The sequence below is a fragment of the Streptomyces sp. NPDC056224 genome, assembly GCF_042267665.1.
Taxonomy (GTDB): domain Bacteria; phylum Actinomycetota; class Actinomycetes; order Streptomycetales; family Streptomycetaceae; genus Streptomyces.
On record NZ_JBHJTK010000031.1, the window covers coordinates 22,246 to 45,492 of the forward strand.

20 protein-coding genes, 8 pseudogenes and 1 CRISPR repeat array are annotated in these 23,247 nt (G+C 69.0%); of the genes and pseudogenes, 10 read left to right on the forward strand and 18 right to left on the reverse strand.

Annotated elements, in window-relative coordinates; genetic code table 11:
- The 3 genes and pseudogenes from ACFCZ1_RS27965 to ACFCZ1_RS27975 form a co-directional block, all read right to left on the reverse strand.
- The coding region (locus ACFCZ1_RS27965; protein WP_376681043.1) for a tetratricopeptide repeat protein at positions 1-1,919 on the reverse strand (1,919 nt) is incomplete at its 3' end.
- Positions 1,920-2,168: 249 nt separating this feature from the next.
- Positions 2,169-3,128: a zeta toxin family protein gene (locus tag ACFCZ1_RS27970; RefSeq protein ID WP_376681078.1), complete on the reverse strand. Its 960-nt coding sequence runs from the start codon at positions 3,126-3,128 to the stop codon at positions 2,169-2,171.
- Positions 3,102-3,323: pseudogene (locus tag ACFCZ1_RS27975) on the reverse strand (zeta toxin family protein); the annotation flags it as partial. The gene ACFCZ1_RS27970 and the pseudogene ACFCZ1_RS27975, both read right to left, overlap by 27 nt.
- A gap of 299 nt (positions 3,324-3,622) precedes the next feature.
- On the opposite strand from ACFCZ1_RS27975, the gene ACFCZ1_RS27980 reads away from it, so the two are divergent.
- A complete protein-coding gene (locus ACFCZ1_RS27980; RefSeq protein ID WP_376681044.1) occupies positions 3,623-4,402 on the forward strand; it encodes a hypothetical protein in 780 nt (259 codons plus the stop codon).
- Positions 4,403-5,083: 681 nt separating this feature from the next.
- Here ACFCZ1_RS27980 and ACFCZ1_RS27985 read toward each other — a convergent pair.
- Complete coding sequence (locus tag ACFCZ1_RS27985) at positions 5,084-5,425, reverse strand: hypothetical protein (protein WP_376681045.1); 342 nt, start codon at positions 5,423-5,425, stop codon at positions 5,084-5,086.
- Positions 5,426-6,113: 688 nt separating this feature from the next.
- On the opposite strand from ACFCZ1_RS27985, the gene ACFCZ1_RS27990 reads away from it, so the two are divergent.
- On the forward strand, positions 6,114-7,544 hold the full coding sequence (locus tag ACFCZ1_RS27990) for an IS4 family transposase (protein ID WP_376681046.1): 1,431 nt from the start codon (positions 6,114-6,116) through the stop codon (positions 7,542-7,544).
- A 38-nt stretch (positions 7,545-7,582) separates the two neighbouring features.
- Here the strand turns inward: ACFCZ1_RS27990 and ACFCZ1_RS27995 are convergent, their stop codons facing one another.
- From ACFCZ1_RS27995 to ACFCZ1_RS28005, 3 genes and pseudogenes are all read right to left on the reverse strand, one after another.
- Positions 7,583-7,864 (reverse strand): hypothetical protein, encoded by a 282-nt coding sequence (locus tag ACFCZ1_RS27995; RefSeq protein WP_376681047.1) that lies wholly within the window; start codon positions 7,862-7,864, stop codon positions 7,583-7,585.
- A gap of 27 nt (positions 7,865-7,891) precedes the next feature.
- Positions 7,892-8,765: pseudogene (locus ACFCZ1_RS28000) on the reverse strand (IS5 family transposase).
- Positions 8,766-9,147: 382 nt separating this feature from the next.
- Positions 9,148-9,636, reverse strand: coding sequence for a DUF6326 family protein (locus ACFCZ1_RS28005; RefSeq protein ID WP_376681048.1), 489 nt, complete (start codon positions 9,634-9,636; stop codon positions 9,148-9,150).
- 162 nt (positions 9,637-9,798) lie between these two features.
- Between ACFCZ1_RS28005 and ACFCZ1_RS28010 the strand changes: the two genes are divergently transcribed.
- Positions 9,799-10,929 (forward strand): sensor histidine kinase, encoded by a 1,131-nt coding sequence (locus ACFCZ1_RS28010; protein ID WP_376681049.1) that lies wholly within the window; start codon positions 9,799-9,801, stop codon positions 10,927-10,929.
- Entirely contained in the window at positions 10,926-11,576 is a 651-nt protein-coding gene (locus ACFCZ1_RS28015; protein WP_376681050.1) for a response regulator, read from the forward strand. Before ACFCZ1_RS28010 ends, ACFCZ1_RS28015 begins: the two co-directional genes overlap by 4 nt.
- 324 nt (positions 11,577-11,900) lie before the next feature.
- Here the strand turns inward: ACFCZ1_RS28015 and ACFCZ1_RS28020 are convergent, their stop codons facing one another.
- From ACFCZ1_RS28020 to ACFCZ1_RS28040, 5 genes and pseudogenes are all read right to left on the reverse strand, one after another.
- Positions 11,901-12,389 carry a DUF4265 domain-containing protein gene (locus ACFCZ1_RS28020; RefSeq protein WP_376681051.1) on the reverse strand — a complete coding sequence of 163 codons (489 nt, stop codon included), beginning with the start codon at positions 12,387-12,389 and terminating at the stop codon, positions 11,901-11,903.
- Between the two features lie 58 nt (positions 12,390-12,447).
- Positions 12,448-13,058: pseudogene (locus ACFCZ1_RS28025) on the reverse strand (DUF6461 domain-containing protein).
- 229 nt (positions 13,059-13,287) lie between these two features.
- A complete protein-coding gene (locus ACFCZ1_RS28030) occupies positions 13,288-13,917 on the reverse strand; it encodes a Fic family protein (protein ID WP_376681052.1) in 630 nt (209 codons plus the stop codon).
- Positions 13,907-14,482, reverse strand: coding sequence for a hypothetical protein (locus ACFCZ1_RS28035; RefSeq protein ID WP_376681053.1), 576 nt, complete (start codon positions 14,480-14,482; stop codon positions 13,907-13,909). The genes ACFCZ1_RS28030 and ACFCZ1_RS28035 overlap by 11 nt, the downstream gene beginning before the upstream one ends.
- A 409-nt stretch (positions 14,483-14,891) precedes the next feature.
- On the reverse strand, positions 14,892-15,770 hold the full coding sequence (locus tag ACFCZ1_RS28040; protein ID WP_376681054.1) for a hypothetical protein: 879 nt from the start codon (positions 15,768-15,770) through the stop codon (positions 14,892-14,894).
- Positions 15,771-15,823: 53 nt separating this feature from the next.
- Positions 15,824-16,145: direct repeats of the CRISPR family, unit length 28 nt; unit sequence GTGTGCTCCCCGCCGACGGCGGCGGCCG.
- Between the two features lie 145 nt (positions 16,146-16,290).
- Between ACFCZ1_RS28040 and cas5 the strand changes: the two are divergent.
- Together cas5 and ACFCZ1_RS28050 are read left to right on the forward strand one after the other, a co-directional pair.
- A pseudogene (gene cas5 / locus ACFCZ1_RS28045) lies at positions 16,291-16,496 on the forward strand (CRISPR-associated protein Cas5); the annotation flags it as partial.
- Positions 16,486-16,746 (forward strand): annotated as a pseudogene (locus ACFCZ1_RS28050) (type I-E CRISPR-associated endonuclease Cas1); the annotation flags it as partial. The pseudogenes cas5 and ACFCZ1_RS28050, both read left to right, overlap by 11 nt.
- 13 nt (positions 16,747-16,759) lie before the next feature.
- Here the strand turns inward: ACFCZ1_RS28050 and ACFCZ1_RS28055 are convergent.
- Both ACFCZ1_RS28055 and ACFCZ1_RS28060 read right to left on the reverse strand, forming a co-directional pair.
- Positions 16,760-17,296 carry a transposase gene (locus tag ACFCZ1_RS28055; protein WP_376681079.1) on the reverse strand — a complete coding sequence of 179 codons (537 nt, stop codon included), beginning with the start codon at positions 17,294-17,296 and terminating at the stop codon, positions 16,760-16,762.
- On the reverse strand, positions 17,293-17,832 hold the full coding sequence (locus ACFCZ1_RS28060) for a winged helix-turn-helix domain-containing protein (protein ID WP_376681055.1): 540 nt from the start codon (positions 17,830-17,832) through the stop codon (positions 17,293-17,295). Before ACFCZ1_RS28060 ends, ACFCZ1_RS28055 begins: the two co-directional genes overlap by 4 nt.
- Positions 17,833-18,035: 203 nt before the next feature.
- Here ACFCZ1_RS28060 and ACFCZ1_RS28065 point away from each other — a divergent pair, with 203 nt between their 5' ends.
- Positions 18,036-18,368 (forward strand): hypothetical protein, encoded by a 333-nt coding sequence (locus ACFCZ1_RS28065; protein ID WP_376681056.1) that lies wholly within the window; start codon positions 18,036-18,038, stop codon positions 18,366-18,368.
- Positions 18,369-18,598: 230 nt separating this feature from the next.
- Complete coding sequence (locus ACFCZ1_RS28070; RefSeq protein WP_376681057.1) at positions 18,599-19,252, forward strand: hypothetical protein; 654 nt, start codon at positions 18,599-18,601, stop codon at positions 19,250-19,252.
- Positions 19,253-19,346: 94 nt separating this feature from the next.
- Here ACFCZ1_RS28070 and ACFCZ1_RS28075 read toward each other — a convergent pair.
- The 4 genes and pseudogenes from ACFCZ1_RS28075 to ACFCZ1_RS28090 all read right to left on the reverse strand — a co-directional run.
- Positions 19,347-19,420 (reverse strand): annotated as a pseudogene (locus tag ACFCZ1_RS28075) (ATP-dependent helicase HrpB); the annotation flags it as partial.
- Between the two features lie 217 nt (positions 19,421-19,637).
- Positions 19,638-19,861: pseudogene (locus ACFCZ1_RS28080) on the reverse strand (hypothetical protein); the annotation flags it as partial.
- 1 nt (position 19,862) lies between these two features.
- On the reverse strand, positions 19,863-20,771 hold the full coding sequence (locus ACFCZ1_RS28085; protein WP_376681058.1) for a MerR family transcriptional regulator: 909 nt from the start codon (positions 20,769-20,771) through the stop codon (positions 19,863-19,865).
- Positions 20,772-21,248: 477 nt separating this feature from the next.
- Positions 21,249-22,111: pseudogene (locus ACFCZ1_RS28090) on the reverse strand (IS982 family transposase); the annotation flags it as partial.
- Between the two features lie 202 nt (positions 22,112-22,313).
- Here ACFCZ1_RS28090 and ACFCZ1_RS28095 point away from each other — a divergent pair.
- Both ACFCZ1_RS28095 and ACFCZ1_RS28100 read left to right on the forward strand, forming a co-directional pair.
- A complete protein-coding gene (locus tag ACFCZ1_RS28095; RefSeq protein ID WP_376681059.1) occupies positions 22,314-22,679 on the forward strand; it encodes an HIT family protein in 366 nt (121 codons plus the stop codon).
- Positions 22,680-22,746: 67 nt separating this feature from the next.
- On the forward strand, positions 22,747-22,950 hold the full coding sequence (locus ACFCZ1_RS28100; protein WP_376681060.1) for a hypothetical protein: 204 nt from the start codon (positions 22,747-22,749) through the stop codon (positions 22,948-22,950).
- The last annotated feature ends 297 nt before the right edge of the window (positions 22,951-23,247 follow it).

Genomic DNA, 23,247 nt, shown 5'->3' on the forward strand with positions numbered 1-23,247 from the left:
AGGTTGTTGCGGGCTGCCAGGGTGTCGGGGTGGTCTTCTCCCAGCACCCGCGACCGGTCGGCGAGCGCCTGCTCGAACAGGGGGATGGCGCGTGCCGGGTCCCCTGCCGCGATGTAGGCGGAGGCGAGGTTGTTGCGGCAGGTCAGGGTGTATGGGTGGTCTGCACCCATAACCCGCAACTGATCTGTCAGGGTCTGCTCGAGCAGGGGGATAGCGCTGCCTAGGTCCCCCACATCCCGGTAGGCGGAGGCGAGGTTGTTGCGGGCTGCCAGGGTGTCGGGGTGGTCTTCTCCCAGCACCCGCGACCGGTCGGCGAGCGCCTGCTCGAACAGGGGGATGGCGCGTGCCAGATCCCCCGCCTTCTGATAGGCACCGGCGAGGTTGTTGCGGGAGGTCAGGGTGTACGGGTGGTCTGCGCCCAGCACTCGCACTTCGTCGATGAGGTTCTGTTCGTGTAGGCGGATAGCCTGCTCCAGGTTTCCCGCCAACGCATAGGCGCTGGCAAGGCTACTGCGGGAGGTCACGGTGTTGGGGTGGTCTGTGCCCAGCACCCTTTCAGAGTCTCTGAGGTTCCGTTCGTACAGCGAGACGGCGGTGTCCAGGTCTCCGGCCGTCTCGTAGGCGACGGCGAGACCATGGCGGGAGGCCAGCGTGCCAGAGCTGTGTTCGCCCTCCAGACGTTCGTAGGCGGAAAGCGCGCGGTGGAGGTACGTGATGGCGCGGGCAGGTTGGCCCTGATCGTCGAGGAAGCGCCCAGCAACGCCGAGGATGAGCGCGGTGGTCGTGGTGTCGGTGTCGGGGGCGGCATGGCGGATGAAAGCGTCGATGTGGGGAATCAGGGTGCGCCAGGCGGGCCAGGTGGCGAGGTCGTTCCAGACGCCGGGTACTGCAGCGCGCAGGTTGGCGGTGGCCTGTTCGCGGGCCCGGGTGATGTGAAGGGGGGCGCGGCGGGGGTCAGCGGGGTCCGGGGTGCGGGCGAGGGCTTGCACGAGCCGGTGGACGGCCAGCGTGCCGGTGACGGAATCGACCTTGATCATGTTGTAGGCGGCCAGCAGGCCGATTGCCTGGTGCAGTGCGGATGGGTCGGTGGAGCCGTCGGCCAGGGCGGTGGGGATGTTTTCGGAGGAGTACCAGGCCAGGGTGCGTAGGAGGTCGGCTGCTGCGGGTTGGCGGGTGGCGATCTGGTCCAGCGTGATGTCCCAGATGCGGGCGATGGTGCGCTGGGCTGGGGTGGTGGCGCCGCCGTGGCCGTACATCGCTGTTGCGTGCTGGGCGAGGAGATGGAGGTAGCCGTGGGGGGTGACCAGTGGGTTCTGGGCAATGTAGGCGGCCGCTTGGTCGATGGCCAGGGGCAGGTGGCCGAGTTCGGCGCACAGGTCGGCGGCCCCTTCCAGGTCGCGGGGGCCGGCTGCGGTGGTGATGCGTGTGAGGAGGGCGAGGGACTCGGCCTCGTCCAAAACGTCGAGGCGTACCAGGGTGGTGGCGTCGCTCCATGCGGTGGCGAGGCGGCTGGTGATCAGGAACCGGTCGCCAGCGGCGCGTGCGAGCACGGGGGCGATGTCGGCGGGGTCGTTGACGTTGTCGAGGATGAGCAGCCAGCCGGTGTGACTGGCCAGCCATTGCAGCCCCCACTCAGCGAGTCCCTCGACAGGCAGAGCCGTGGCCAGGGCAGGCTGCAGGGCGGTGGCGAGGCTGGCCAGTCCTTGCTGGACGCCGACCGGGCTGTCGGCGGTGATCCAGCGCACCGGTGCGCAGCCGTGGGGGCGGGTGGCAGCCCAGTGGGCGGCCAGGGTGCTCTTGCCGATCCCGCCCAGTCCGTGCACTGCCTGGACCAGGGCCGCGCCTGGGGCGGTCAGGGCGGCGTCTAGGCGGTCGAGTTCCTCGCCGCGTCCCACAAAGAGGTTCGGCCGGTGCGGCAAGTTATTCAGGGGCCGGCGGGGGCGTCCACCTCGGCGGGAGGTTGCATCACCTCGGGCGGAAGGTGCACGGTGGGGTACCGGGCACACGGTGATCCACAGCGGTAACGCGACTGCCACCCACCGTCATGACCGCCCTCATGGCCACACCACCGTTTCAATTACCAGGACGGCGGGATCGCCGTCACCGGCATCTTCAGTCGAGAGGTCGGAATTCCGACAGAACTGGATCCGGGCAATATTCGACGAGTGTCAAGGCAAGGTGCCGTCCGGGGTGCGCTCGTTGAGGTAGAGCGAGGTCAGGTCTCTGCGGACCACCGAGATGCGGTGGACGAATGGGGACCGTTCGGCGGCGTCGGTTACGGCGGCGATGATGCTGAACGTCGCATTGTGCGCGGCGGCTGCGGTGAACCGCGGTTGGACGCCCAGGCGGGCGATCTCCGCGCACCAGGTCGCGGTCCCCAGCCTGCTGTCCGCGGCACGCCCTGCGATCACGACCAGTTCCACGCGCCGGCCCGCCCGGCGGTCGCGTCGCGCGCTGTTCAGGAAGTGGCTGACGCTGTCCGGGGCGATCTCGATCAGCATGTCGCCGCGGCGCGCCCGTACGTACGCCTCGGCCATCTCCTGCCACACCCGGTAGTCCGGCCTGATCCGCGCGGAGGCTGTACGCGGCTCCTCCTCGAGGAGCCGACGGTAGTCGGGGTGCAGCGCCTTGAAGGTGCCGCCCTCGATCCCGATGGGTCTGCGCTGGCGTAACGCCCGGCGCAGCATGCGCGCCATGTAGGACTTCCCCGCTCCCTGCGGGCCCATCACGTACAGGCTGACGGGGTCGTCCTGCGGGGTGATGGCGCTCAAGTACCCCGGAATGACCAGCTCGTCAAAGATCCAACGGTGCTCGCTGGCGGACAGGCGGTGGTAGTTAACGCCGGGCGGCACCGTGAGTGGCTGGGCGATCCGGCGCACCGGCTCGGCCAGCGCGAAGGCGCGCTCCAGCCCTCCGGCAACCGCGAGACGGCGCTCCGGCGCGAGCGCCGCCGGGTGCAAGCGCTGCTGCGTGCTGGTCAGGCGGCGCCGGAACTGCCAGGTCTCCGGCGCGGTCCACGGCCGGCCCCACTCCGCCGTCAGCGCCTCGGGGGCGCCCTCGTCTTCGCACCAAGACGTTCCGTCCGCGGTGAGCTCGTTGCGGTACAGCACGTGAAGGCCGCGGCGCACCACCATGACCAGGTCCGCGAGGCGTTCGGCCTCGACGGCCTCCAGGAACAGAGGCAGGTTGCGCGTGCACTGCTCCAGGTTGCCCCAGGACACGGACCGGCCCACACCCTGCTCGTCGACCTGCGTCAGATACCGATCCAACCCGCTGAGCTGCGCCTCGGCCTCCGACGTGGCCAGCGCCACTACCTCGCCCCTGTAGCCCGCCGCGCGCTAGACGCGCGCCGTCGCGATGGCCTCCGCCAGGTCGGCGATGGGCGCTTCCAGCACCGCGTCGAAGCGTTCTCGGCGTACGTGCGCCTCGACCTCCGCCGGCCACCGCGCGCAGTTTGCGCTGCGGGCGCCGCGGCTGTTCGGCGTATGCGTCGGCCGACTGCATCCGGGCCGGACGGCGCCGGTGGCCGGATCGGCGGCCTTTCGTCACCGGCGCGTGGCCGGATACGACTGAACACCCGTACCCCGCCCCACTCCCGCCGATCGCCATGGAGGCGCACCCGATGACCTCAGCCGGCATGACCAGCTTCGACGACGTCTACGCGCTCCCCGACCCCCGCGGATACTTCACCGCCCTCGGGCCGTACGAGTACCAGACCCCAGGCCACGCCCAGCCGGTCTTCCGCGCGCTTGCCGCCGAACTCGGGCCGGGGCGGCGTACGGTCCTCGACGTGTGCTGCTCCTACGGGATCAACGCCGCCCTCCTCAACCACGACGTCACCCTCGACGAACTCTTCGCGCACTACACCTCGGCCCGGGCAGCCGAACTCACGACCGCCGAACTCGCCGACCGCGACCGTGACTTCTACGCGGTCCGCCGCCGCCCCGATGCCGTGCGGGCCATCGGCATCGACGTCTCGCGCCCCGCCCTGGACTACGCGGTGGCCGTCGGGCTGCTCGACGAGGGGCATTGTGTGGACCTGGAGCGCACCGAGCCGGGAGAGACGCTGCGCGGCTCGCTCGCCGGGACGGGCCTGATCACCGTCACCGGCGGCACGAGCTTCCTCACCGAGCGCACCTTCGCCCGGCTGTTCACCGCCATCGGCCACCCCGTGCCGGTGGCTGCCTTCGTCCTGCGCACCCACGACTACGGGGCGATCTCCAGCTGCCTGGAGTCGTACGGCCTCACCGTCGAGCGGGCCGCCACCACCCAGCCGCAGCGGCGCTTCACCGACCCCCGGGAGCAGGAGCGCGCGATGGCCACCGTCACCGCGTTCGGAGAAGACCCGGCAGGGAAGGAGTCGGCGGGGTACTTCCATACCCGGCTGCACCTGGCCCGCTGAGCCCCGGGAACCGAGGGGGCGGGACCCATACCAGGCGGATGAGGAAGCATCGAGATCGCGAAGGAGTTAAAGGTCAGTGGCGTCGGGCACGGCGGGCGGCCGGGCAGGATGCGCCTCCGACCTCAACTCGGTCGAAGGAATCTGGCCCGTACTCCGCCGGAAACCCTCGTCCGCTGGACACACTCCTCGACGGGGTCAGCGAACACGCCTGAAACTGATCAGCACGGACGAGGCACGGGCGTTGATGGGGCTTCTTGGGCTGCTCGATGACAGCGAGCAGCCCAAGAAGATGCGGTTCCGCACGCGCAGCCGCGGAGCATCATCCGCCGCCAATTCTCCCTTGCGCTGACGCGGTGAGGCCGACGAGTCGGACACAGGAACAGTCAAGCCCGACAAAGTCGTCGAGCAGCAGCTGCACGGGCCGCCGGGGCGACCAGCGCCAGCGGGCTGGCGATACCAGCTCCCGGCCCTCAGCGCCGGCGGGCCCCCGGGCCACGCCTCGGTCTTCTGCCACCGCTGTCGAAGCGACTTGGTGGGACACAGGTGTCGTGTGCGGCGCCATCCAGCTGTCCGGACCCAGGTCCCGGCGGATATGGTGAGGGCACCAACTGTTACTCAGGCGCAGAAGGCCCTCCACCACGGTGGAGGGCCTTTTGTCATGTCCGGCTCCCACCGTCCCGGTCAGGCGACCTGGAGCTTCGGGCGGCCCGTCGGGGCGGGCGGCGCCTGGTGGTAGGTCGGGAGCTTCAGGTTGGGCAGGTCCCCCGCCTGGATGCTGACGAGGACGGCGCGGAACGCCGCTTCCATCGCCTCGGGGCTCTCGTACTTCGCCGCGAGCGGGTGGAGCCGGTAGGAGTTACCGGTGCGCTCCTCGCTGCGCGGCCTGAGCACGATGTTCAGATCGCACAGAGGCGCCATGAGTCCGCTGACGGCCTGGGGCGTGACCCCGTACTCGGCCGCCATGTCCTTCTGGCGTACCGGCAGCGCTCCCCCGAAGTCGCTTCGGGAGACGAGGTGGAACACACAGCCTCGGTTAAAACCGCAGGTCAACGGCGTGCCCGGGCGCCGCCCTCTTATTAAAGAGCAACCTTGCAGCCGACATCAGCACTCGCTGGAGCTGACAGGCCTGGCCCCGGGTCACCTGCACATGTTGGATGTCTCTCGATCACTGACACACCGACAGCACACTTGATAGGCCCTACTCCCCCATGACACCAGCCACACCACGGTCAGTTCAAATGACCTCTTCTCCGTCATTCGGCCTGAGGTCCCCAGCCTCAGCCCCATCTACGATCAGCCAGGGTTGACGTAGGCCCTCATGCCCAGTGAGGGCGCCCAGCGCCCGCAGGGTGCACCGCCGACCGTCAGGGAGGTGGTGCAGGGCGTGAGGGTGAGCGGGTCCAGGGCGCCCGAGCGCCTGGCGAGGGGGTCTGGGGGCGAGTAGCCCAATGCTGTTGCTTTAGCTGAGCCCGTTCGAACCCGCACCACCGAAAGCCAGCCCCGACGCTCGGTTCGTCGAACGAGTAGGGCCAGTGGCCACCCGCACCACCCCTGACCTCAGCCACGTTGCCAGTTTCCAAAGCACGTCCGGCACGCAGTCGCCCGTGATGGCCAGCCACCCCGGCGGGGCACCGCAAGCCCGCCAGGGCTGAGGAGCTACCGACCCTAGGCGTCCCCACTACCTCCGAGAGCAAGAGCCCGTTGAGCTTGCATGGAGGGGAAAGCACCAACTGGTCTGCAGGCCAGGCTGGGCATCTTGACAGACGTGTTCACACCGGACCTGATCGACGCAGTGATCGCCAAGCAGGAACGGCAAGAGCGACGACGACGGCTCCTGCCCGCGAGGCTGGTCGTCTACTTCGTTCTCGCCCTGTGTCTCTTCGCCCGGGAACCATACGAGGAGGTCATACAGCTGCTGACCAACGGACTTCCCGCCAGCCGCGCGCTGAGCAGGGTCAACAGATCATCGCTCTGCCGAGCACGATCCCGCCTGGGCGAAGAAGTTCTCGAAGCAATCTTCCGAGAAGTGGCCGGCCCACTGGCGACCGAATCGTCGCCGGGGGCCTGGTGGCGGGGGCTACGACTCCTGGCCCTGGACGGCACAAAGTTCGATGTCCCCGACTCGCCCAGCAACGGCAACACCTTCGACGGCCCGTCCACCGGCGGCGGAACCCCCTTCGGCTTCCCACAAGTACGGGCCGTCGTGCTCTCGGAAATCGGCACCCACGGCCTACTTGACGCCGCCCTTGGGGGCTACAGAGACGGGGAACGCGCCCTCTCCTTGCCCCTGGCCCGACGCTCCACCGGACCTGGCGACCTGGTCATCGCCGACCGTGGCTTCTGGTCCGTCGAGTTCGTCTACGCATTCTCCTCAGCCGGCGCCGATCTGCTGTTCCGACTGCAGGCCAACCGTCTCGGGCAACACCAAGAAGACCTGCCAGACGGCTCATGGCTGGCAACGATGCGGCCAGGCAAACCCAAACGACTCCAAGCCAAACGCGACGGCAACCCCCTGCCCGACCAGGTGCTCCTCCGTGTCTTCAGCGTCCGCATCAAAGACACGGACTTCCACCTGGCCACCACCCTCCTCGACCCCGAAACCTACCCAGCCGCCGAGCTAGCTGCCCTCTACCGACAGCGCTGGGAAATCGAGATAGCTTTCGACGAGATCAAGAACCACCTGGGCCCCAGCGCACCCCTACGCTCCCGAACCCCTGAAGGCATCCGCCAGGAGCTCTGGGCCTACTTCGCCGTCCATCACGCCGTCCGCCGACTCGCGCACACTGCCGCCGTTCACAATCCGGCCTCCGTCCTCGACTCGGACCGCATCTCCTACCTCACCTGCGTGCGCATCATCCGTCGAAGCATCCCGGCACAGCTCGGCATCACTCCCGAGCAACTCTCCCAAGCACTGGCCGATGCTACGCATGAGGCGCGCAGACGCCTGCTTCCGCAACGCAAGAACCGCAGCTACCCCCGGGCTATCCGCAAACCCTCCAGATGGCCCGTGCTCCGGACCCGCACAGGACGCGACACCGTCGAGCCAGGCCGCTGGATCGCCAACCAGACCAAGAAGAAGAAAGCCGACCGCGGAGCCGGACGAGCCCTGGCCAAACCTACATATCCGACTGGGGACGCCTAGGGTCTGTTGCGAAAGTGGCTGAAGGCGCGGGGTGTCGTTCAGAGACTGCGGATGGCCTCGGCAAGGTCGGATCCGTAGGAGGCCCAGCAGATCACCGAGCCGTCATCGTCGAGCTGCCCCATGAACCACTCACCGTCGTCTCTCACGAGGCACAACTCGTGGAACGCGAGAATTACATCGGGCCGGAGCGGCTCGTAGTCGCCCTGACCGGCTGCCTCGACGACTACGAGCCGATCGAAGGAGAGCGGGGCGGCGCTTGGGTCTCCGGAAAGAGCGCGCACGCGTTCGATCGTCCATCCGGCGGGGAGTCCTGAGTTCACCGGCGCATGGTCTCAACAGGAGGCCTGTCACAGCCACTCGTTAAGGACTGCGACCAGCACGGTCGCTTCGTAGCGGACGGCGAGCTTGTCGTATCTGGTGGCGACAGCGCGGTGGCGCTTGAGCCGGAGATGCCGCACTCGACCGCGTGCCGCTGCTTGTAGTCGGCCTTGTCGAACTTCGGCGGCCGACCGCCTCGCGAGCCCCGGTTCCGCCGGTTGCGGACGCGGTCCGCAGGGACTGGGATCGTCGTCTTGATACCGCGTCTACGCAGGTAGGCGCGGTTCTTGCGGGAGTCGTATGCCTTGTCGGCCCGCACCCGGTCCGGTCGCTTGCGCGGCCGCCCCAGGCCCAGCCGCGGCACCCTGATCGCTTCCAGGACAGGCTCGAACTGCGGGGAGTCACCTCGCTGACCGGCCGTGATCACCACCGACAGTGGCTTCTGCCCCTGCTCGACTGACAGGTGGATTTTGCTGGTCAGGCCGCCCCGGGACCGGCCGAGCCCATGATCGGCCGGCTCGACGAAGATCCCGCCGGGCGGCTCCTTTTGAAGATCCCCCTTTTCACCGCCCCGGCGGCGTGCTGGTGAGCTCGGCAGACCGTGGAATCAACGTTCACATCCCAGGTGATCAGACCCTTCGCGTCCGCCTCGGCCTGGAGCTGGGTGATGATCCGGGCCCAGGTCCCGTCCCGCTGCCAGCGCCGGAACAGGTCATAGGCCCGGTCCTACGGACCATACCGTTCCGGCACGTCACGCCACGGGGCACCAGTCCGCGTCCGCCACCGTATGCCGTCTATCAGCTGCCGCCGCGTCCACACCTGCGGCCGACCAGGCTTGATACCCCGCGGCAGCAACGGCTCAAGCCGAGCCCACTGGCCGTTCGTCAGATCTCCACGTCCCACGAGACGTGATCATGAACGAACAAGATCCACTTTCGCAACAGACCCTAGGGTCGGTAGCTCCTCAGCCCTGGCGGGCTTGCGGTGCCCCGCCGGGGTGGCTGGCCATCACGGGCGACTGCGTGCCGGACGTGCTTTGGAAACTGGCAACGTGGCTGAGGTCAGGGGTGGTGCGGGTGGCCACTGGCCCTACTCGTTCGACGAACCGAGCGTCGGGGCTGGCTTTCGGTGGTGCGGGTTCGAACGGGCTCAGCTAAAGCAACAGCATTGGCCTTGGAAGGCCCCTACGCGACGTCCCAGTGGTAGTTGGTGTCCCACCGCCAGGAGGTCCACACCGCGGCACCGAGGTAGATGGCTCCGAACAGGACGGGGACTGCTCTTGGGTTCACGCTTGCTGCTGGGTTCGAACGGTTTCACGGTCCCGGCTGGTCGCCATGGTCGCCGACGGTGCGGTGCGGGGCCAGGTCCAGGCGTACCGCAGGATGAGGGCGAGAACGATCACTTCCAGTGCGACGCCAAGGCCGTAGAAGTACGTCCAGGACTCGCCCACCGCGTTGAATGCCGCGAAGGGGATCTGTACCGAGGCCACGATGAGGTTCGTGATGCGGTTCGCCCGGGCGGGCAGCGTCATCGACAGCACGACCATGAGGATCGGGATCGCCATGAGCGCGAGGAAGGCGGTCAACAACGTCTGGCTGATGTCGAACTCCCAGACGACGCCGACCAGGATGTCATCGATGACGCCGGGCTTGAAGAAGGCGAGAATGTCCACGTAGACGTACAGGAACATGAAGCTTGTCCACGCTGCGGCGAGCTTGGCTCTCACCGGGATCCGCTGGTCTTCCAGTGTGGTGGTGGGTTGACGTGTCCTCATCATGGGCTCCGTTGTTGTGGTGAGGATCGGTAGGTCCACGATCGCTGAGCCCGGCGGCGGGCACATCGGCGTCGAGGCCGGACCCGCCTCGGCCGTTGGGAGGAGCGGCGTCTCGTTCTTTCGGTCGGTCCCCGACGCCTCGGCGGTCCCTAGGCTAGGTGTGTGATTACCAACGCCCTGAGCTCGCTGTGGGCCGAGCTCCGCGCCACGGACGCTCCCGAACGGGTGTCGCGCGACTGGGTGCTGGTCGGGGTGTTGATGGTGACGGCGCTGCTCGAGGGAGTCCTCCGGGACGACGTCGCCTGGCGGCCGTTCGCGACGATCGTGGCGGTCGGACTTGCGCCGGTGCTGCTGTGGCGGCGTACCCACCCGTTGGTCTGCGTCGTGGTGGGCTTCGGCACCGGCATGGCGTTGGGACTGGCGAGCCTGCTGGGCGGGATCCCGGGCGTGGGCCTGAACACGATGATCTACATCCTGGTGCTCGTCTACGCGCTGGTCCGCTGGGGCTCAGGGCGCGAGATCGTGATCGGGCTGGCGGTCGCTGCGGTATTCAGCATTGCGACCGACTACACCGGGCCGGCCGAGCTCTTCGGCGGGTTCGCCGTCCTGGCGGCGGCGGCGGGCGGAGCGGCGTACCGCTACCGCGCCGAGAGTTGGCGCCGGGCGTTGGACCAGATCCGCAGCCAGGAGCGGGTCGGCCTCGCGCGCGAGCTGCACGACATGGTCGCCCACCACGTCTCGGCGATCGCTGTGCAGGCGCAGGCGGGCCGGGCGATGGCCGGGCAGCGACCTGAAGCGGCGCTCGAGACGCTGGCGGTCATCGAAGGGGAAGCGTCGCGGACGCTCGCGGAGATGCGGGCGATGGTCCGGGTGCTGCGCGACGGAGCGCCGGCGGAGTACGCCCCCCAGCCCGGCGTTGCCGACCTGGTGTCCCTCGCCCGCCGCGACCCGGTCCCGGTCGTCGACGTGGAGTTGCCAGATGACCTGGACGAACTTCCGCTCCAGGTCGACGCGGCGGTCTACCGGCTGGCGCAAGAGGCGCTGACCAACGCCCTGCGGCACGCCCGCAACGCCTCGCGTGTGGAGATCCGGGTCGTAGAGGGCGCGGGAAGGCTGCGACTACGCGTGACCGACGACGGACAGATCGACCCGGCACGGTCGGTGAACCACGGCTTCGGGCTGCTGGGGATGACCGAGCGCGTGCAGCTGCTCGGCGGCACGCTGCGTGCCGGGCCTGCGCCCGAGGGCGGGTGGACGGTCGACGCCGAACTGCCGACGAAGGTACGCCGATGACGGTGCGCGTTCTGGTGGCCGACGACCAAGATCTGGTGCGCACCGGCCTGTCGATGATCCTTGACGCGCAGCCCGACATCGAGGTCGTCGGCCAGGCCGCCGACGGCCACGCCGCCGTCGAGCTGGCGCATCGGCTCCGCCCCGACGTGTGCCTGGTCGACATCCAGATGCCCGGGCTCGACGGCATCGAGGTGACCGAGCTCCTCGCAGGGCGGGGCGTCCCGGACCCGATCGCGGTAGTGGTGATCACGACATTCGACCTCGACGAGTACGTCCAGGGCGCGCTCCGGGCCGGCGCCCGAGGCTTTCTGCTCAAGGACGCCGGGCCGGAGCTGCTCGTCCAGGCCGTCCATGCCGCCGCCGATGCCCTGATCGCGCCGAACATCACCCGGCGGCTGCTAGCCAGCCTCGCCGCCAGGGAACCGTCGAGCCGACGGACCCAACCGATCGAGCCGCTCACCGAACACGAGGAGGAGGTGCTGACGCTGGTCGCCCGTGGCCGCACGAACGCCGAGATCGCCGCCGAGCTATTCATCGGCTTGACGACCGCCAAGACCCACGTCGCCAGCCTGCTGACCAAAATCGGCGCCCGAAACAGGGTCGAGATCGCGATGTGGGCGTACGACACCGGCCGGGTGGGGGACTGAACCGAACCTGACGTGCATGCTAGCCCGTTTGGGTGAACGGCGCGTCGCCCCGAAACGCCACCTATCTCGACAACGCCCGCACGCTCGACGCCCACGCCATGAGCCACCGCGACGCCCACGACCTCATCCGCCAACTCGCCAAATAGAGCCGCGCGGCAGTTCGAGCCCCGACCTCCTGCCGCGCCCGACCCGTCACCACGCCAGGGCACACCCGCCCACCCCTGGCCCGCTCACATCTGCCGCTGATCCGATACGTCACGCCGGCCTCGCCGCGTACCCGTCCGACAACGAGTGGACCGAGGTCCGTGCTGGCCTTCGCGGACCTCAGCCTGAGCCGGTGGCGTTCCAGGCGGCAGTGACACAACCTTCCTCCCAGTGCCACCATCCCTGGCCCTCGCCGTGTTCCAGGAGCTTTCGGATCCGCGGCAGATCCGCGTCCGGCGGGACATCCAGTGCGACCATGCGGTACCGCTCGATCCCCTCGCCGGTCGTGCCGAGGCGGTGGAAGACCTCCAGCGCGCTTTGCCGGGCGGCGGCTGAGCCTTCGTCCTTCAGCACGATCAGCCGGATCGTGCAGTTCTGAGACGGCTGGACCGTCTCACCGGCCCAGAAAACACCGTCGCCATCGAGCTCCACCTTGATGATGTCCCCGCTGGCGACTCCGCGTACGAACCAGGGCGTGTTGTCCAACCGCACCGTGCCGTCGCCGAGGTCCACCGCCCACAGGCTCTCAACACTCGCCGGCGGCCAGCCGTCCTCGTCCATGTCCATCCGGAAGTGGACCTTCACGTGGTCGTCACTGATGTTCGTCACCGCGCCATCATCCACGCCGCATCCACGGGTCCGGACGTGGGAGTGCGGACGGAAGACGTCACCGGATCTGGACGGTGGCGCAGCTGAACGTCGTGTCCTGGAGCAGCGCCGGAGTGATGGCGACGCCGGTCAGGTGCTCTGCCAGAGCGAACGCTGCCAGTGAGGACAGGTCCGTTTCCGGAGCTTCCTCCTCGAGATGGAAGCCGATCCGCTCCATGACGTCCAGGAGTTCGTCGGGAGCGCTGCCCCACCGGTCCTCCGGAAACATGGGGTCGAAGCAAAGCCCCAGGACCTGGTCCTCCGCCCAGAGGAACGTGCCGACGCCGTTGATGTTGGCGAAATGAGAGACCCAGCTCGCCCCGGCGGAGGCCGGCAGGACTCGATCTTCGGTGACCCCGAGGTAGCCGTTGGGCTCAATGAGCAGCGTCCAGGCACCCACAGTCGTCAAGGTGACCAGCTGACGGTCGCCATCCTCCAGGTACTGGGCGAAGGCGGCGTCGACGACCGCGGCTATGCCCGCAAGGGCACCTCTGGTCGCCCCTCGAGCCGGGACACCACCTCAGCAGGCGACAGGCCCCGCACCAAGGTGAAGCAGTATGCCTCGGCGATGTCGGGAAATTCGTTCTCGAACCACACGTAGTCCGCTCCGGTCTTCGTCATGCCGCCCATCCTTGCTCCTGTCTCTGACAGGGGAGGGCACCTGGTCCGCCAGCGCGGTGGGAAACGATCTCCGTCGGTCTGGGAAGCGATTTTCGTCCGCCTCTGGAGTGCCTGGTCAGCGGTACTCGTGAACAGCCCGTGGTGGTCCCTTTCCGAGGGGCCTGTCGGCGTACACGGGTAAGTACTCAGCTGCGTACTGCTGAACGTGCTCACCTGCCACTTCGGCGGGAGCCCCCACTCACCGTGTGGTTGCCCGACGGTGAGTGGCGCGGATCAGCACGGTGACCAGAGCCGCCAAGTCGAGAGCGCCGTCAGGGTCGTCCGCGTAGCGGGTGGTCTGCAGCGGCCCCACTTCGTCCAGGCGTACTCCTTCCCTCTCCAGAACGTGGGCGAGGACCAGCAGTGCCAGGCGGGCGTTGCCGTCTGGGTAGGGGTGGAAGAAGGCGATGTCGAGGTATGCCCTGGCTGCGCGGGCTGTCAGGGGAACTGACGGGTCGGCGCTCTGGTGCAGGCAGGCGGCGAAGTCCTGCCATGTGTGGGGCGTGAGGCCGTATCGTTCCCGGTCGCCCTTGGCGAAGGCGTCGCTCTGACGCAGACCCACCTCGTTCACACCGAGAACCAGCCTCTGCCAGTCGGTGAGAAGGGTCGGGGTGAGCGGCTCTCCCTGTGAGGCCGCGACGCGGGACAGGGCCATCGCAGTGAGCAGCCGGTCGGCGCGATCCGGGTCGCGAAGGCGGACCGGACCGTCGAACCAGGCAGCGAGTCCGTCGACGGCCGGGCGCACCGGTGCCGGGCCTACGCTCGCGGCCGAGGACCAGTCGACCTGCTCCCTGACCTTGCACCACGCTGCCAGCGCGTCATCGCTCACGATAGAACCCGCGACCGGTCAGGCGAATCGCCAGGTCCTCTCCAACCGTGTCGACCAGGGTCGGGGCAGGCGCAACGTGGCTCTTGAACCGGCCGCCGATAGCGGCTTCCACCGCCTTCTGCGCCTCTTCTGGGCCCAGGCCGGTGGAGGTGAGGAACCAGGTCAGCGTCGTCTCGCAGAGCCCGTACCAGGACGACTCGGCGTGGGTGCTGTTGACGACCGCGGTGACCAGTCGGGTCACCGCGCGTTCCAGATGCCAGCTTCGGTCCTCGGCGTCTGCGTCGGGATGCGGTGCAAGCTGCTCGAATCGCTCGGCCACGTCCTCCAGCCAGTCACGCCACTCCAGCAGGCAGGTCACGACGCGTTCGGCGGTCTCTTGCGCGTCTCCGACCGAGTGCGAATCGCAGCACCAGGCGTCGATGGGACCGCCGTTGTGGACCGAGTAGTCCCAACCGCAGGCCCACCGGCCGTAACGGGACACCAGGAGCACGGTGACCTTGTCGATGAATCGAAAGCCCGCCATCCGGTCGGGATCAGCCGTCCGGTCGGCCTCGGAAGGCACCATCGGGACGACAAGCGCCGTCAGCTGTGCCGCCTCATCGTTGTCCCAATCGAAAGCGTTCCGGCTAGGGTCAGCGGCAGTCCAAGGCAGCGACCAGGCTCGTTCGCGGTGGATGGACGTGGCGTACCCCCGAAGTCAGACATGACGGAACAACTAACCGATCATGCCCACCAGGTCGAGGCCTGTCACCCCATTTTGTTGACCCTGCCGCCCGGCTGCCTTCACCCGCCCGACCGCACGTTCACGTGTACCCGCCTGAGCACTTGCCCGTGTACGCCGACAGGCCCTCCCAGCCCACACCCCTGCGAGTGAATCCCCTCGCGAGATTCACGGGACACCCCCCGCAACAGCAAACCGACATCCCAAAACGCACCACCTCGCGCCTATGGGACATGACCTGCGAGGGACACAGTCAGTGCGGGAACAAGACCGGGCCCGGCCGGAACAGGCTGATGTCGGCGATGACGTCCTGGACATCGCGCGGCTGGAGCCGGCCGACCAGGTCCTGCTGGCCGGGGGACTCCAGCTGGAACATCCCGACCGTGTCGGACTTCCGGATCAGCTCGAACGCGGCGTGGTCACCGAGCGGGACGTGGTCGGGATTGTCGAGGTCGATCTGCCGGCCCGAGGTACGGCGGATCTCGCCGACGGCGTGCGCCATCGCGGACTGCATGCGTACCCCGAGCACGTCGAGCTTGAGAAGGCCGAGGTCCTCCACGTCGTCCTTGTCGGCCTGGACCATGGGGTACTGGCCGCCGGGCGTGGGCTGGACCGGCAGCCGGTCCAGCAGGCTCGCGTTGGAGAGGATGACGCCGCAGGGGTGCATGGCGATCCCGCGCGGCAGCTTGTCCAGGCCCTCCGCCAGCTCCCACAGCGGTCCGTACGACGCTGCCTGGGAGGCGAGCTGCTTGAGCTCCGGCAGGGAGACGAGCGCGTCGCGGATGTCGCGGGCCCGGATGTGCGGAAAGCTCTTGGCGACCTTGTCGATCACTTGCGGTGGGATGCCGAGGGCCAGGCCGGTGTCGCGCAGGGCGTGGCGGGCGCGGTAGGTCTCGGGCATGCCGGTGACCGCGACTCGCTCCCGCCCGAAGCGTTCGATGATTCTGTCGTAGACCTCAAGGCGGCGGGCGGACTCCACATCGATGTCGATGTCCGGCAGCGAACGGCGCCGCACCGACAGAAACCGCTCGAAGAGCAGGTTGTGGTCCAGCGGGTTGGCGGTCGCCACGAAAAGCGAATGGTTGACCATGGAGCCGGCCCCAGAGCCGCGGGCGGCCACCCGGATTCCCATCGCCCGCACATCGGCGACTACCTGCGCGACAGCAAGGAAGTACGGCTCGTACTCCGTGTGCTCCCCGCCGACGGCGGCGGCCGCATGAGCACCGACCGCTGTACCGCCGCCCACCCGTGTGCTCCCCGCCGACGGCGGCGGCCGGCAGGCGTGCGCCGCGGACGGCACCACGGCGAGGTGTGCTCCCCGCCGACGGCGGCGGCCGATCATCCGGAGCATGAGCGCGTCGGCCGCGACCGTGTGCTCCCCGCCGGCGGCGGCGGCCGGCAGTCCCCCGCCCCGGCGCACCTCGGGTCCGTGTGTGCTCCCCGCCGACGGCGGCGGCCGCGCCCAGGGACTGCTGGTGTGTGCTCCCCGCCGACGCGGGGGTGGTCCGGCCTTCGGAGCCACCGCCGACCGCACTTGGATCCTCCGCGTCGGCGAGCACCGCCGATCTGGCTCCGCTCGGCGCCGAGGTCGACCTCCGGCCACTGGTCACCGAAGTAGGCGAAACCGTGGCCGAACGTCTCGGGAAGCGTGGATGAGCGTTCTGACACTGCGCCGGGCGGGCCCCCTGCAGTCGTGGGGGGCCTCGGCCCGGTTCGCGCGGCGCACCACCGAGACGGCCCCACCAAAAGCGGGGTGACAGGCCTGCTCGCCGTTGCCCTCGGGCGAGAGTGCAGCACCGACCTCTCCGCGCTGCGTTTCGCCGTACGCATCGACCAGCCGGGTACCCATGTACGGAATCGCCCACGCCGTCGTGGCGGGAATGGGCTGCTCTCCCGGGCTCGGCTTCGTGCACTCCGGCCATGAACTGTCGTTCGTCCTGGACGTGGCCGACCTGTACAAGACGGCGATAGGCATTCCCGTCGCCTTTGACGTAGCGGCGGAGAGCGGTGAGGACGTCGGCTCCCGGACACGGCATGCGCTACGAGACAGGATCAACAAGACCCGCCTGCTCGACCGATGCGTCGACGACATCAAGGGGCTGCTACTGGTTACTGAGATTTTCAGGGTGGGGTCGGTGGGGCGAGGGTCAGGCCTGTTGCGGTGAGGCACCCGTTGATCAGGTGGGGTCGGAGCTGGATCCTTCGTAACTCTCGGCGGAGTGTGCGGTCGAGGCCGTCGGGTGTGTCGAAAGCGGTGTTGGCCATCGCTCTGCGCACGAGTGACCAGACGGCCTCAACGGGATTCAGGTCGGGTGCATACGGCGGGAGGCGGATGGTGGTGAGCCAGTCGTGCTCGGCTTCATACCGTTTCAGCCCGGCTGTCAGATGGGTGTTGAGATTGTCCCAGACGACCACGATGGGTCCGCCGAGCTGGATGTGTGCCCGAACGAGCAGGTCGCGGTAGTCCTGCCAGGAGAAGCTCCTGCGGGCGCCCTTGAGCAGGAGATGGGTGCGGGGCCGGTGGATGAGACGGCTCTTCTCACCAACTTTGTAGCAGCACAGGGCGGCGACCGAGGTCCGGCGGCGGGACCTGCCTCTCACCCGGATGACGGGGGTGTGTCCGCGCCGGCCCCAGGTGCGGGCCCGAGGCGGTGTCATCGAGAAGCCGGCCGCGTCCTTGAAGACGATCCAGCCGTCACACGCCGCCGCGAGCCTTTTACCTGGGGCCACACCTCCTTCTTCCACGACTCCACCGCATGCTCGTCGCGTTCGAGGGCTCTGCGGGCGGGTGCCTGCCAGGACCAGCCGTGCCGTTTCAGCAGCCGCCACACTGTCGCCACCGACAGGCTCAGGTTCAGACGACGGCGGATCACCGTCTGGACCCGGGTCAGGGTCCACCGCTGATCGTCGAAGCCGTGCACGGTCGGTCCCCTGCCGAGTTCTTCCTCGAGTACGGCGAACTGGGCGTCGGTGACGGTCGGGGAGTTCGCCGGACCCGTGGAGCGCAAGGCCTCCATGCCGCCCTCGCGCCAGGCGCGGCGCCAGCGTTCCACCGACCGCACACTCACCCGCAGATCCTTCGCGATCACCGCGGTCCTTTCACCCGCCGCGAACCTGTCGCCGGCCTGAAGCCGGATCCCCTCGCGAAACGCCCGACGCTCAGCGGTCAGGCCCCCACCCTCTGGATACCTCACCTCACCGGCATACCGCAGGGATCACTAACCGTCACTACCCGACGACAACCCGAGAACCTCAGTAATAGGGCGACGGGCCGGTGGAGGGTAGCGAAGAGGTCTACCTTGGTGTGACTAAGGCTTTCCCTGGGGGTGGGTCATGGAGCCGGTATCGGCTGCATTGTTGTTGGCGTTGGCGGGGGCAGGAGGGCCCGGCTGCTGGGATGCTGGCGGGTGGGCTGGAGCCGATCCCGGCCGCGGCGGAGCTGGCGTCGCTGGAGCAGGAGCCCGCTGATGAGCGTCGGGCCCGGATCCTGGCGGCCGCTCTGGCTGCGCGGGCTGGGGTTGACGCAGGCTTCGCCGCAGCGCTGGATGCTTGGCACCAGCAGGCGCGGCAGGTGGTGTCGGCCACCGGAGCAGGCAACGTCTCCGCCCACATCTCCGGCGGCAGCCAGGGCACCGTGGTCACGGCCCGCGACGTGGCCGGCGGGCTGCACCTCGGCCCGCCAGCGAGCCCGCCTCCATCGCCTGAGCAGTCCGGCGAGTTCGGCAGCTGAAGGCCGGCCGTGACCGTGGAACCGCCCGGTGGCGGCAATGTCCACGCCGACCTCTCCGGGGGCCGCCAGGACGTGGTCGTCACCGCGCGGGACATCACGGGGCCCGTGACGATCACCACGGCCGGGGCTGCCCCGGCGGGCCAGCGCGTTCCGGGTCGGCACCGAGGGGCATCGGCTCATCGGCCGAATGGGGTCGAGGCGCTCTTGCGGACCGGTCCTACGCTGGAGGCATGGCCACCGATCCCTTGTTGAGACAAGGCCCCGACTCGACGGATCTGGTCCTGCGCGCCGGCCCGGCCGGGCCGGCGTGGAACGCGCTGACCTCGGCGGGGTCGGCGCTGTTGATTCCGCTCGCCCTGGGCGGGCCGACTCTGCTCGTCGCCTTCTGGATGGCGCTGGCTGGGGCGCGGGCGTCGACCGTGTTCGTGGTGGTGGGGGTGATCGCCGGGCTGGAGTACCTGCTCGGCTGGCTTGCGATGGCCTTTTTCCAGGCCCGGGACATCCTGCGGGTGGAGTTCGCGCCGGCCGGGGTGCCCGCGTCCCTGCGGTTGGTCCGGGCCGCCGGGCCGGACGACTGGCTGCCCGTCGACACCCTGCGCGAGGTGCGGCTGACGCACAAGGTGGTGGAGCCGTACCAGGGGGACCGCAAGCCGGCCGTCTCCACGCTCGCGCTGGAACTCGTCCTGCGGGGCGGCCTGGAGCGGCTCGCCCCGCTCCCGTTCGGCGGCGACCCGCAGCGGCTCGCCGACGCACTGGAGGCCCTACTCGGCCCGGCTGCGGTCGTGGTGGAGCTGCGCACCGAGCGCAGCACGCGCGATGAACCGCGATCCCACTCGACCTGGTTCTCCGGAGGTTCGGCCTCGGCTAACTCGGGTGGCGGCTGACCCCGGGCTGCCCGTGGCGCTCCCCGGCCGGGGAGCGCCCGTCGATGCAGCCGGCGGCAGGCGGTGCGGGGCAGCCTGCCGCTACTTGGGCGCGCTTGAGCCGCCGGGTCGGCTCGGCCGCAGCCGGGTCCTCCGGCCACGGGTGGCGGGGTAGCGGCCGCGGAGCTCTCAGGACTTCAAGATCATCCCATTGCCCCTTTTGAGCTCACCTTGGCTGGACCCCTCGATCCCCGTGGGTTTAGGGAAACCGGAGGTCCTTCAGCGCGAACCCACGGGTCCATCGGTGTGCGTCAGGCCGATGCATCCGTGGGTTCGGGTGAAACACGAGGATGCTGAGCGATCCGAAGGGTCTCGGCGGTGACGTCGGCCTGGAGGTCCTCGGTCATCACGACCGCCTGCCGAACTGCCAGTTGTGCACCCAGAGTCGGCGTACCGGTCCGGGGTCGGGATGGCGCGTGCCGTGTCCGGGTCCGGCCTCCGGACCAACGCCGCCGTCCCCAGCCGGGTGGCGCCGTTGTCGGACAGCCGCGGCCCGTAGGCGATCAGCTCGTCCCGGTCGAGCGGCACCGCAAGGTCGGCGGCCTGCCCCGTGCCGAGGTCGAGCACCAGGTCAGGTCTGATCCGCGGCGCGCAGGGCCCGCGCCAGCCATTCCAGCTCCTCGGTCGCGTCGGGCGACGAATTCTGCCCGCGCACACGGGCGACGAGCCTGCGGTAGTGCTCCGCTCCTGCCTCGATCCCGGCCTCCAGGCTGCGCAGCACGGCGGCCCGATCGGCGTCACCGAACAGCTCGGACAGTACCTCGGCCGCTGCCGGCCCCTCGGGAGCGACCCCGCCTTTTCTGACCTCCGCGACGGTCTGCACGATCTGCCTGGCCCACCAGATGGACGCCCCGGGGGGACGGCCCTGCCCCGGTACGGGCGTGTTGAGCTCCATCCATGTGCGCAACCGGGCGCGGAACCCGGGGTCCCGAACCAATTCGGCCAGTTCGATCCAGGCGTCGACCTGCTCAGGTGTGGGATCGTCGGGCAATTCGATGCTGAAGGCGCGCATGCGGTCGCGCAGGCGCGGGTCGTCGAGGCCGCCGAACACCTCCTCCTTGAACTCGTCGATGATCTGCTTGCGCTCGGCGGCGGAAAGCCGCGCCAACCGGTTCATCAGTGCTGTCTCCTCAACGGTCGAACCCCGTTTCGCCACGGTGGACAGCACGGCCCGGCTCACCTTGAGGGAGCGGATCTGCGCGTCGAGCGCGGCCACATGCGCGTCGGCGACCCCGGCGACCGTGGTGCGGCCGCTCAGGACACGGCACACGTCGTCGAGCCCGAGGCCCAGCTCCCGCAGGGTGCGGACCAGCTCGACGCGGGCCACAGACTCGGCGTCGTACAACCGGTAGCCGCCCGCGGAACGGCCCACAGGCGACACCGCCCCTTCGTCCGACCAGAAGCGCAGGGTACGTACCGGAAGTCCGGTGCGGTGCGCGAGCTGGCCAATGGTGAGCACGTCGGGGCGTTCGTCGTCCATGAGTAAGATCCTGAACCCTCCGGCGGCTGGAGACTCAAGCGCCTCAGTGCGACATCCCGTGAGTTCTCCAGAACTCTGCCGAGTCTTCTCACCACCGCCAGCGTCGACAGCATGCGCCTCCCCGCCTTCGACCAGACTGCAGACTGATCAGATCGGACGAGAAAGCTTCAGGAATCCCGAAGTCACGTCACTGACCGGCCGATCACGCGAACGATAGAGAAGCCCCAGGCCAGGGGCTCAGGGTTCCGGCAAGAACCACGGGAACCCGCGGGATGTCGCACAGTACCGGCATGTGCTGCCCGCCGACGCGGAGCGGATCGCCAGGGCCCAGCTCGACACCGAGATTGAGGCGACCCGTTCCCCGGCCTCGACGGCGTGGTGCCGGCGGGCGGTCGCCGAGTACGTCGCCCCTGTCGTGGATCCGGTCGTGGCGGGGGTCGAAGGGTTCCGTGCCTGCCGCGGTCGTGGCGTCGCGATCTGGTCGGTGTGGTCGTTGTGCCAGATGGCGGTGGTGAGCGCGAGGATGCGTTGCAGGACGCGGACGGCCACGCCGCCGGGGGTGCGGCCGCGGTGCCGTTCGAGGTCGAGCTGGCTCTTGAAGGTCTCGTTGACCTGCCGCGGCGGCTTGAACAGCTGCGATCCGGGCCGCTCGGCCTCGCCCTTGCGGGCTGGCCGCAGCAGCCGGATGTCCAGCTCGGCCAGCTGCTGCTCAAACTCGCGGCCGAAGTAGTTCTTGTCGCCGATCAGCGTCTGCCCCGGGCGCGCGGCAGTGAGCTGGGGCTCGACCGAGAGCAGGTCCAGCAACGTATCGCGCTCATCGGCCTTGGCCCCGGTCAGCGCGAACGCGACCGGGAGGCCGCGCAGCGTGCACACCAAGTGCAGCCGCAGTCCCCAGAAGTAGCGCGTGTGGCTGGCGCAGTACCCGTACTGAGCCCATCCGGCCAGCTCGGAGCGCTTCACGGTCTCGCGGGAACGGCCGCACTCCACCGGCGTTGAGTCCACGACCCACACGTCATCGCTCCACAGCATGGTGTCCCGGGCCAGCGTCCGGGTGACACAGCGGATGAGTTCGGCGGCCTTGCGCAGGCGCTTGTTGTAGCCGGGCTGCTTGGGCAGGTAGGGGAACAGGTGCCGCAGGTGGGCGTGGGCGTGGCGCAGCCAGCGGGCTTCCGAGGTGAAGCCGAGAATGGCCTGCATCATCGCCAGGGTCACCAGCTCCGCGTCGGTCAGTTTCGGCGAGATGCCCACTGCGGGCCGCCAGGGGGCAAGTTGAGGCGAGTCATTCAACGGGGCATCGGTCTTCAGAGTGCGGTCGCGAGGGAGTCCAAGTCAGTCTTCACACACCGACATTGGGCTCCCTCGCTTCGTCCGGGAGCGAGGTTCGGATGGACTGGTATTCCCGGGCGGCATCTCCTCGCCGGGTGCCGACCGCCAAAACAACTGGTCAAGGCCGCTCAAGACCTGCCAGGGTCGGACGTTATGGACTGTGTCTTCTGTGCTCTCATTCACGCCGACTCGGCCCGGTGGGTTTCTCGCGGGCCGGTGGCTTCTGCCTTCGCCCCGCTCACACCGATAGCACCCGGCCACACACTGGTCGTCCCGACATCGCACTTCGCCGATATCTTCGACACGCCGCCGGAGGTCCTTACGGAGACCATGGCGCTGGTGCGGCGGTTGGCCGACACGATGCGGTCCGCGCTCCAGGCCGGCGGGGTGAACATCCTTAACGCCAGCGGCCCCGGTTCGGAGCAGTCCGTGCCCCACCTGCACTTCCACGTGATCCCTCGGTGGGGCGATGACGGCTTCTCAACCTGGCCCACCGACCGGTCGAAGCGCCAGGTCCAAGGCGACCCGATCACGCAGCTTGCCTCAGCTATCGCCGAGGGACCGAGGCCACAAACCATCTGAACATCGGGATACGGCTCGGCCTTGGCCGCCGACGCGGCTCCCCACACCCCTTGGAATCGATCATCTAGTGGTCTATCCGCCCGATGAGAACGGCTGGCGTCGCGTGCGCTGGGACGGCACCTCGATTGGGGTGGCGCACCAGCCCTCCGACATGCTCGTCTTTCTCACGGCGGCGGGCCAGGAGAATGCCGAGGATTTCGATCTGGCCGATCCCGCGGTCGTGGAGTGGCGCGGCGGCGGGCCGGAGACCTGGGCCGAGTCCCCTCCGTAGAAGCCGCTCTCCTCGGCGTCGTCCGGGCTGGCCGTCAGGTCTAAGCGGTCAGAGGGCCGTGCGCCGACTCGGGCCGCCCGTCGTACTACCGGTTCCCGGAACTCGCCTGGCGCGCGTCACCCTGGCCTCCGTCTTCGCGCACGTATGCCGCCCCGACGCCCGCTCAGCGCGGTGGCCGGGGGCGGACCCGCGGCCAGGGGCGAGCGGCAGATGTTGCCGAGGCAGACGGTCAGGATGTGGGCCGTCCGACGCCGCCTCGGAAGCGGCTCGCCGTACCAGAGCCCTGGCCCTGGCCGT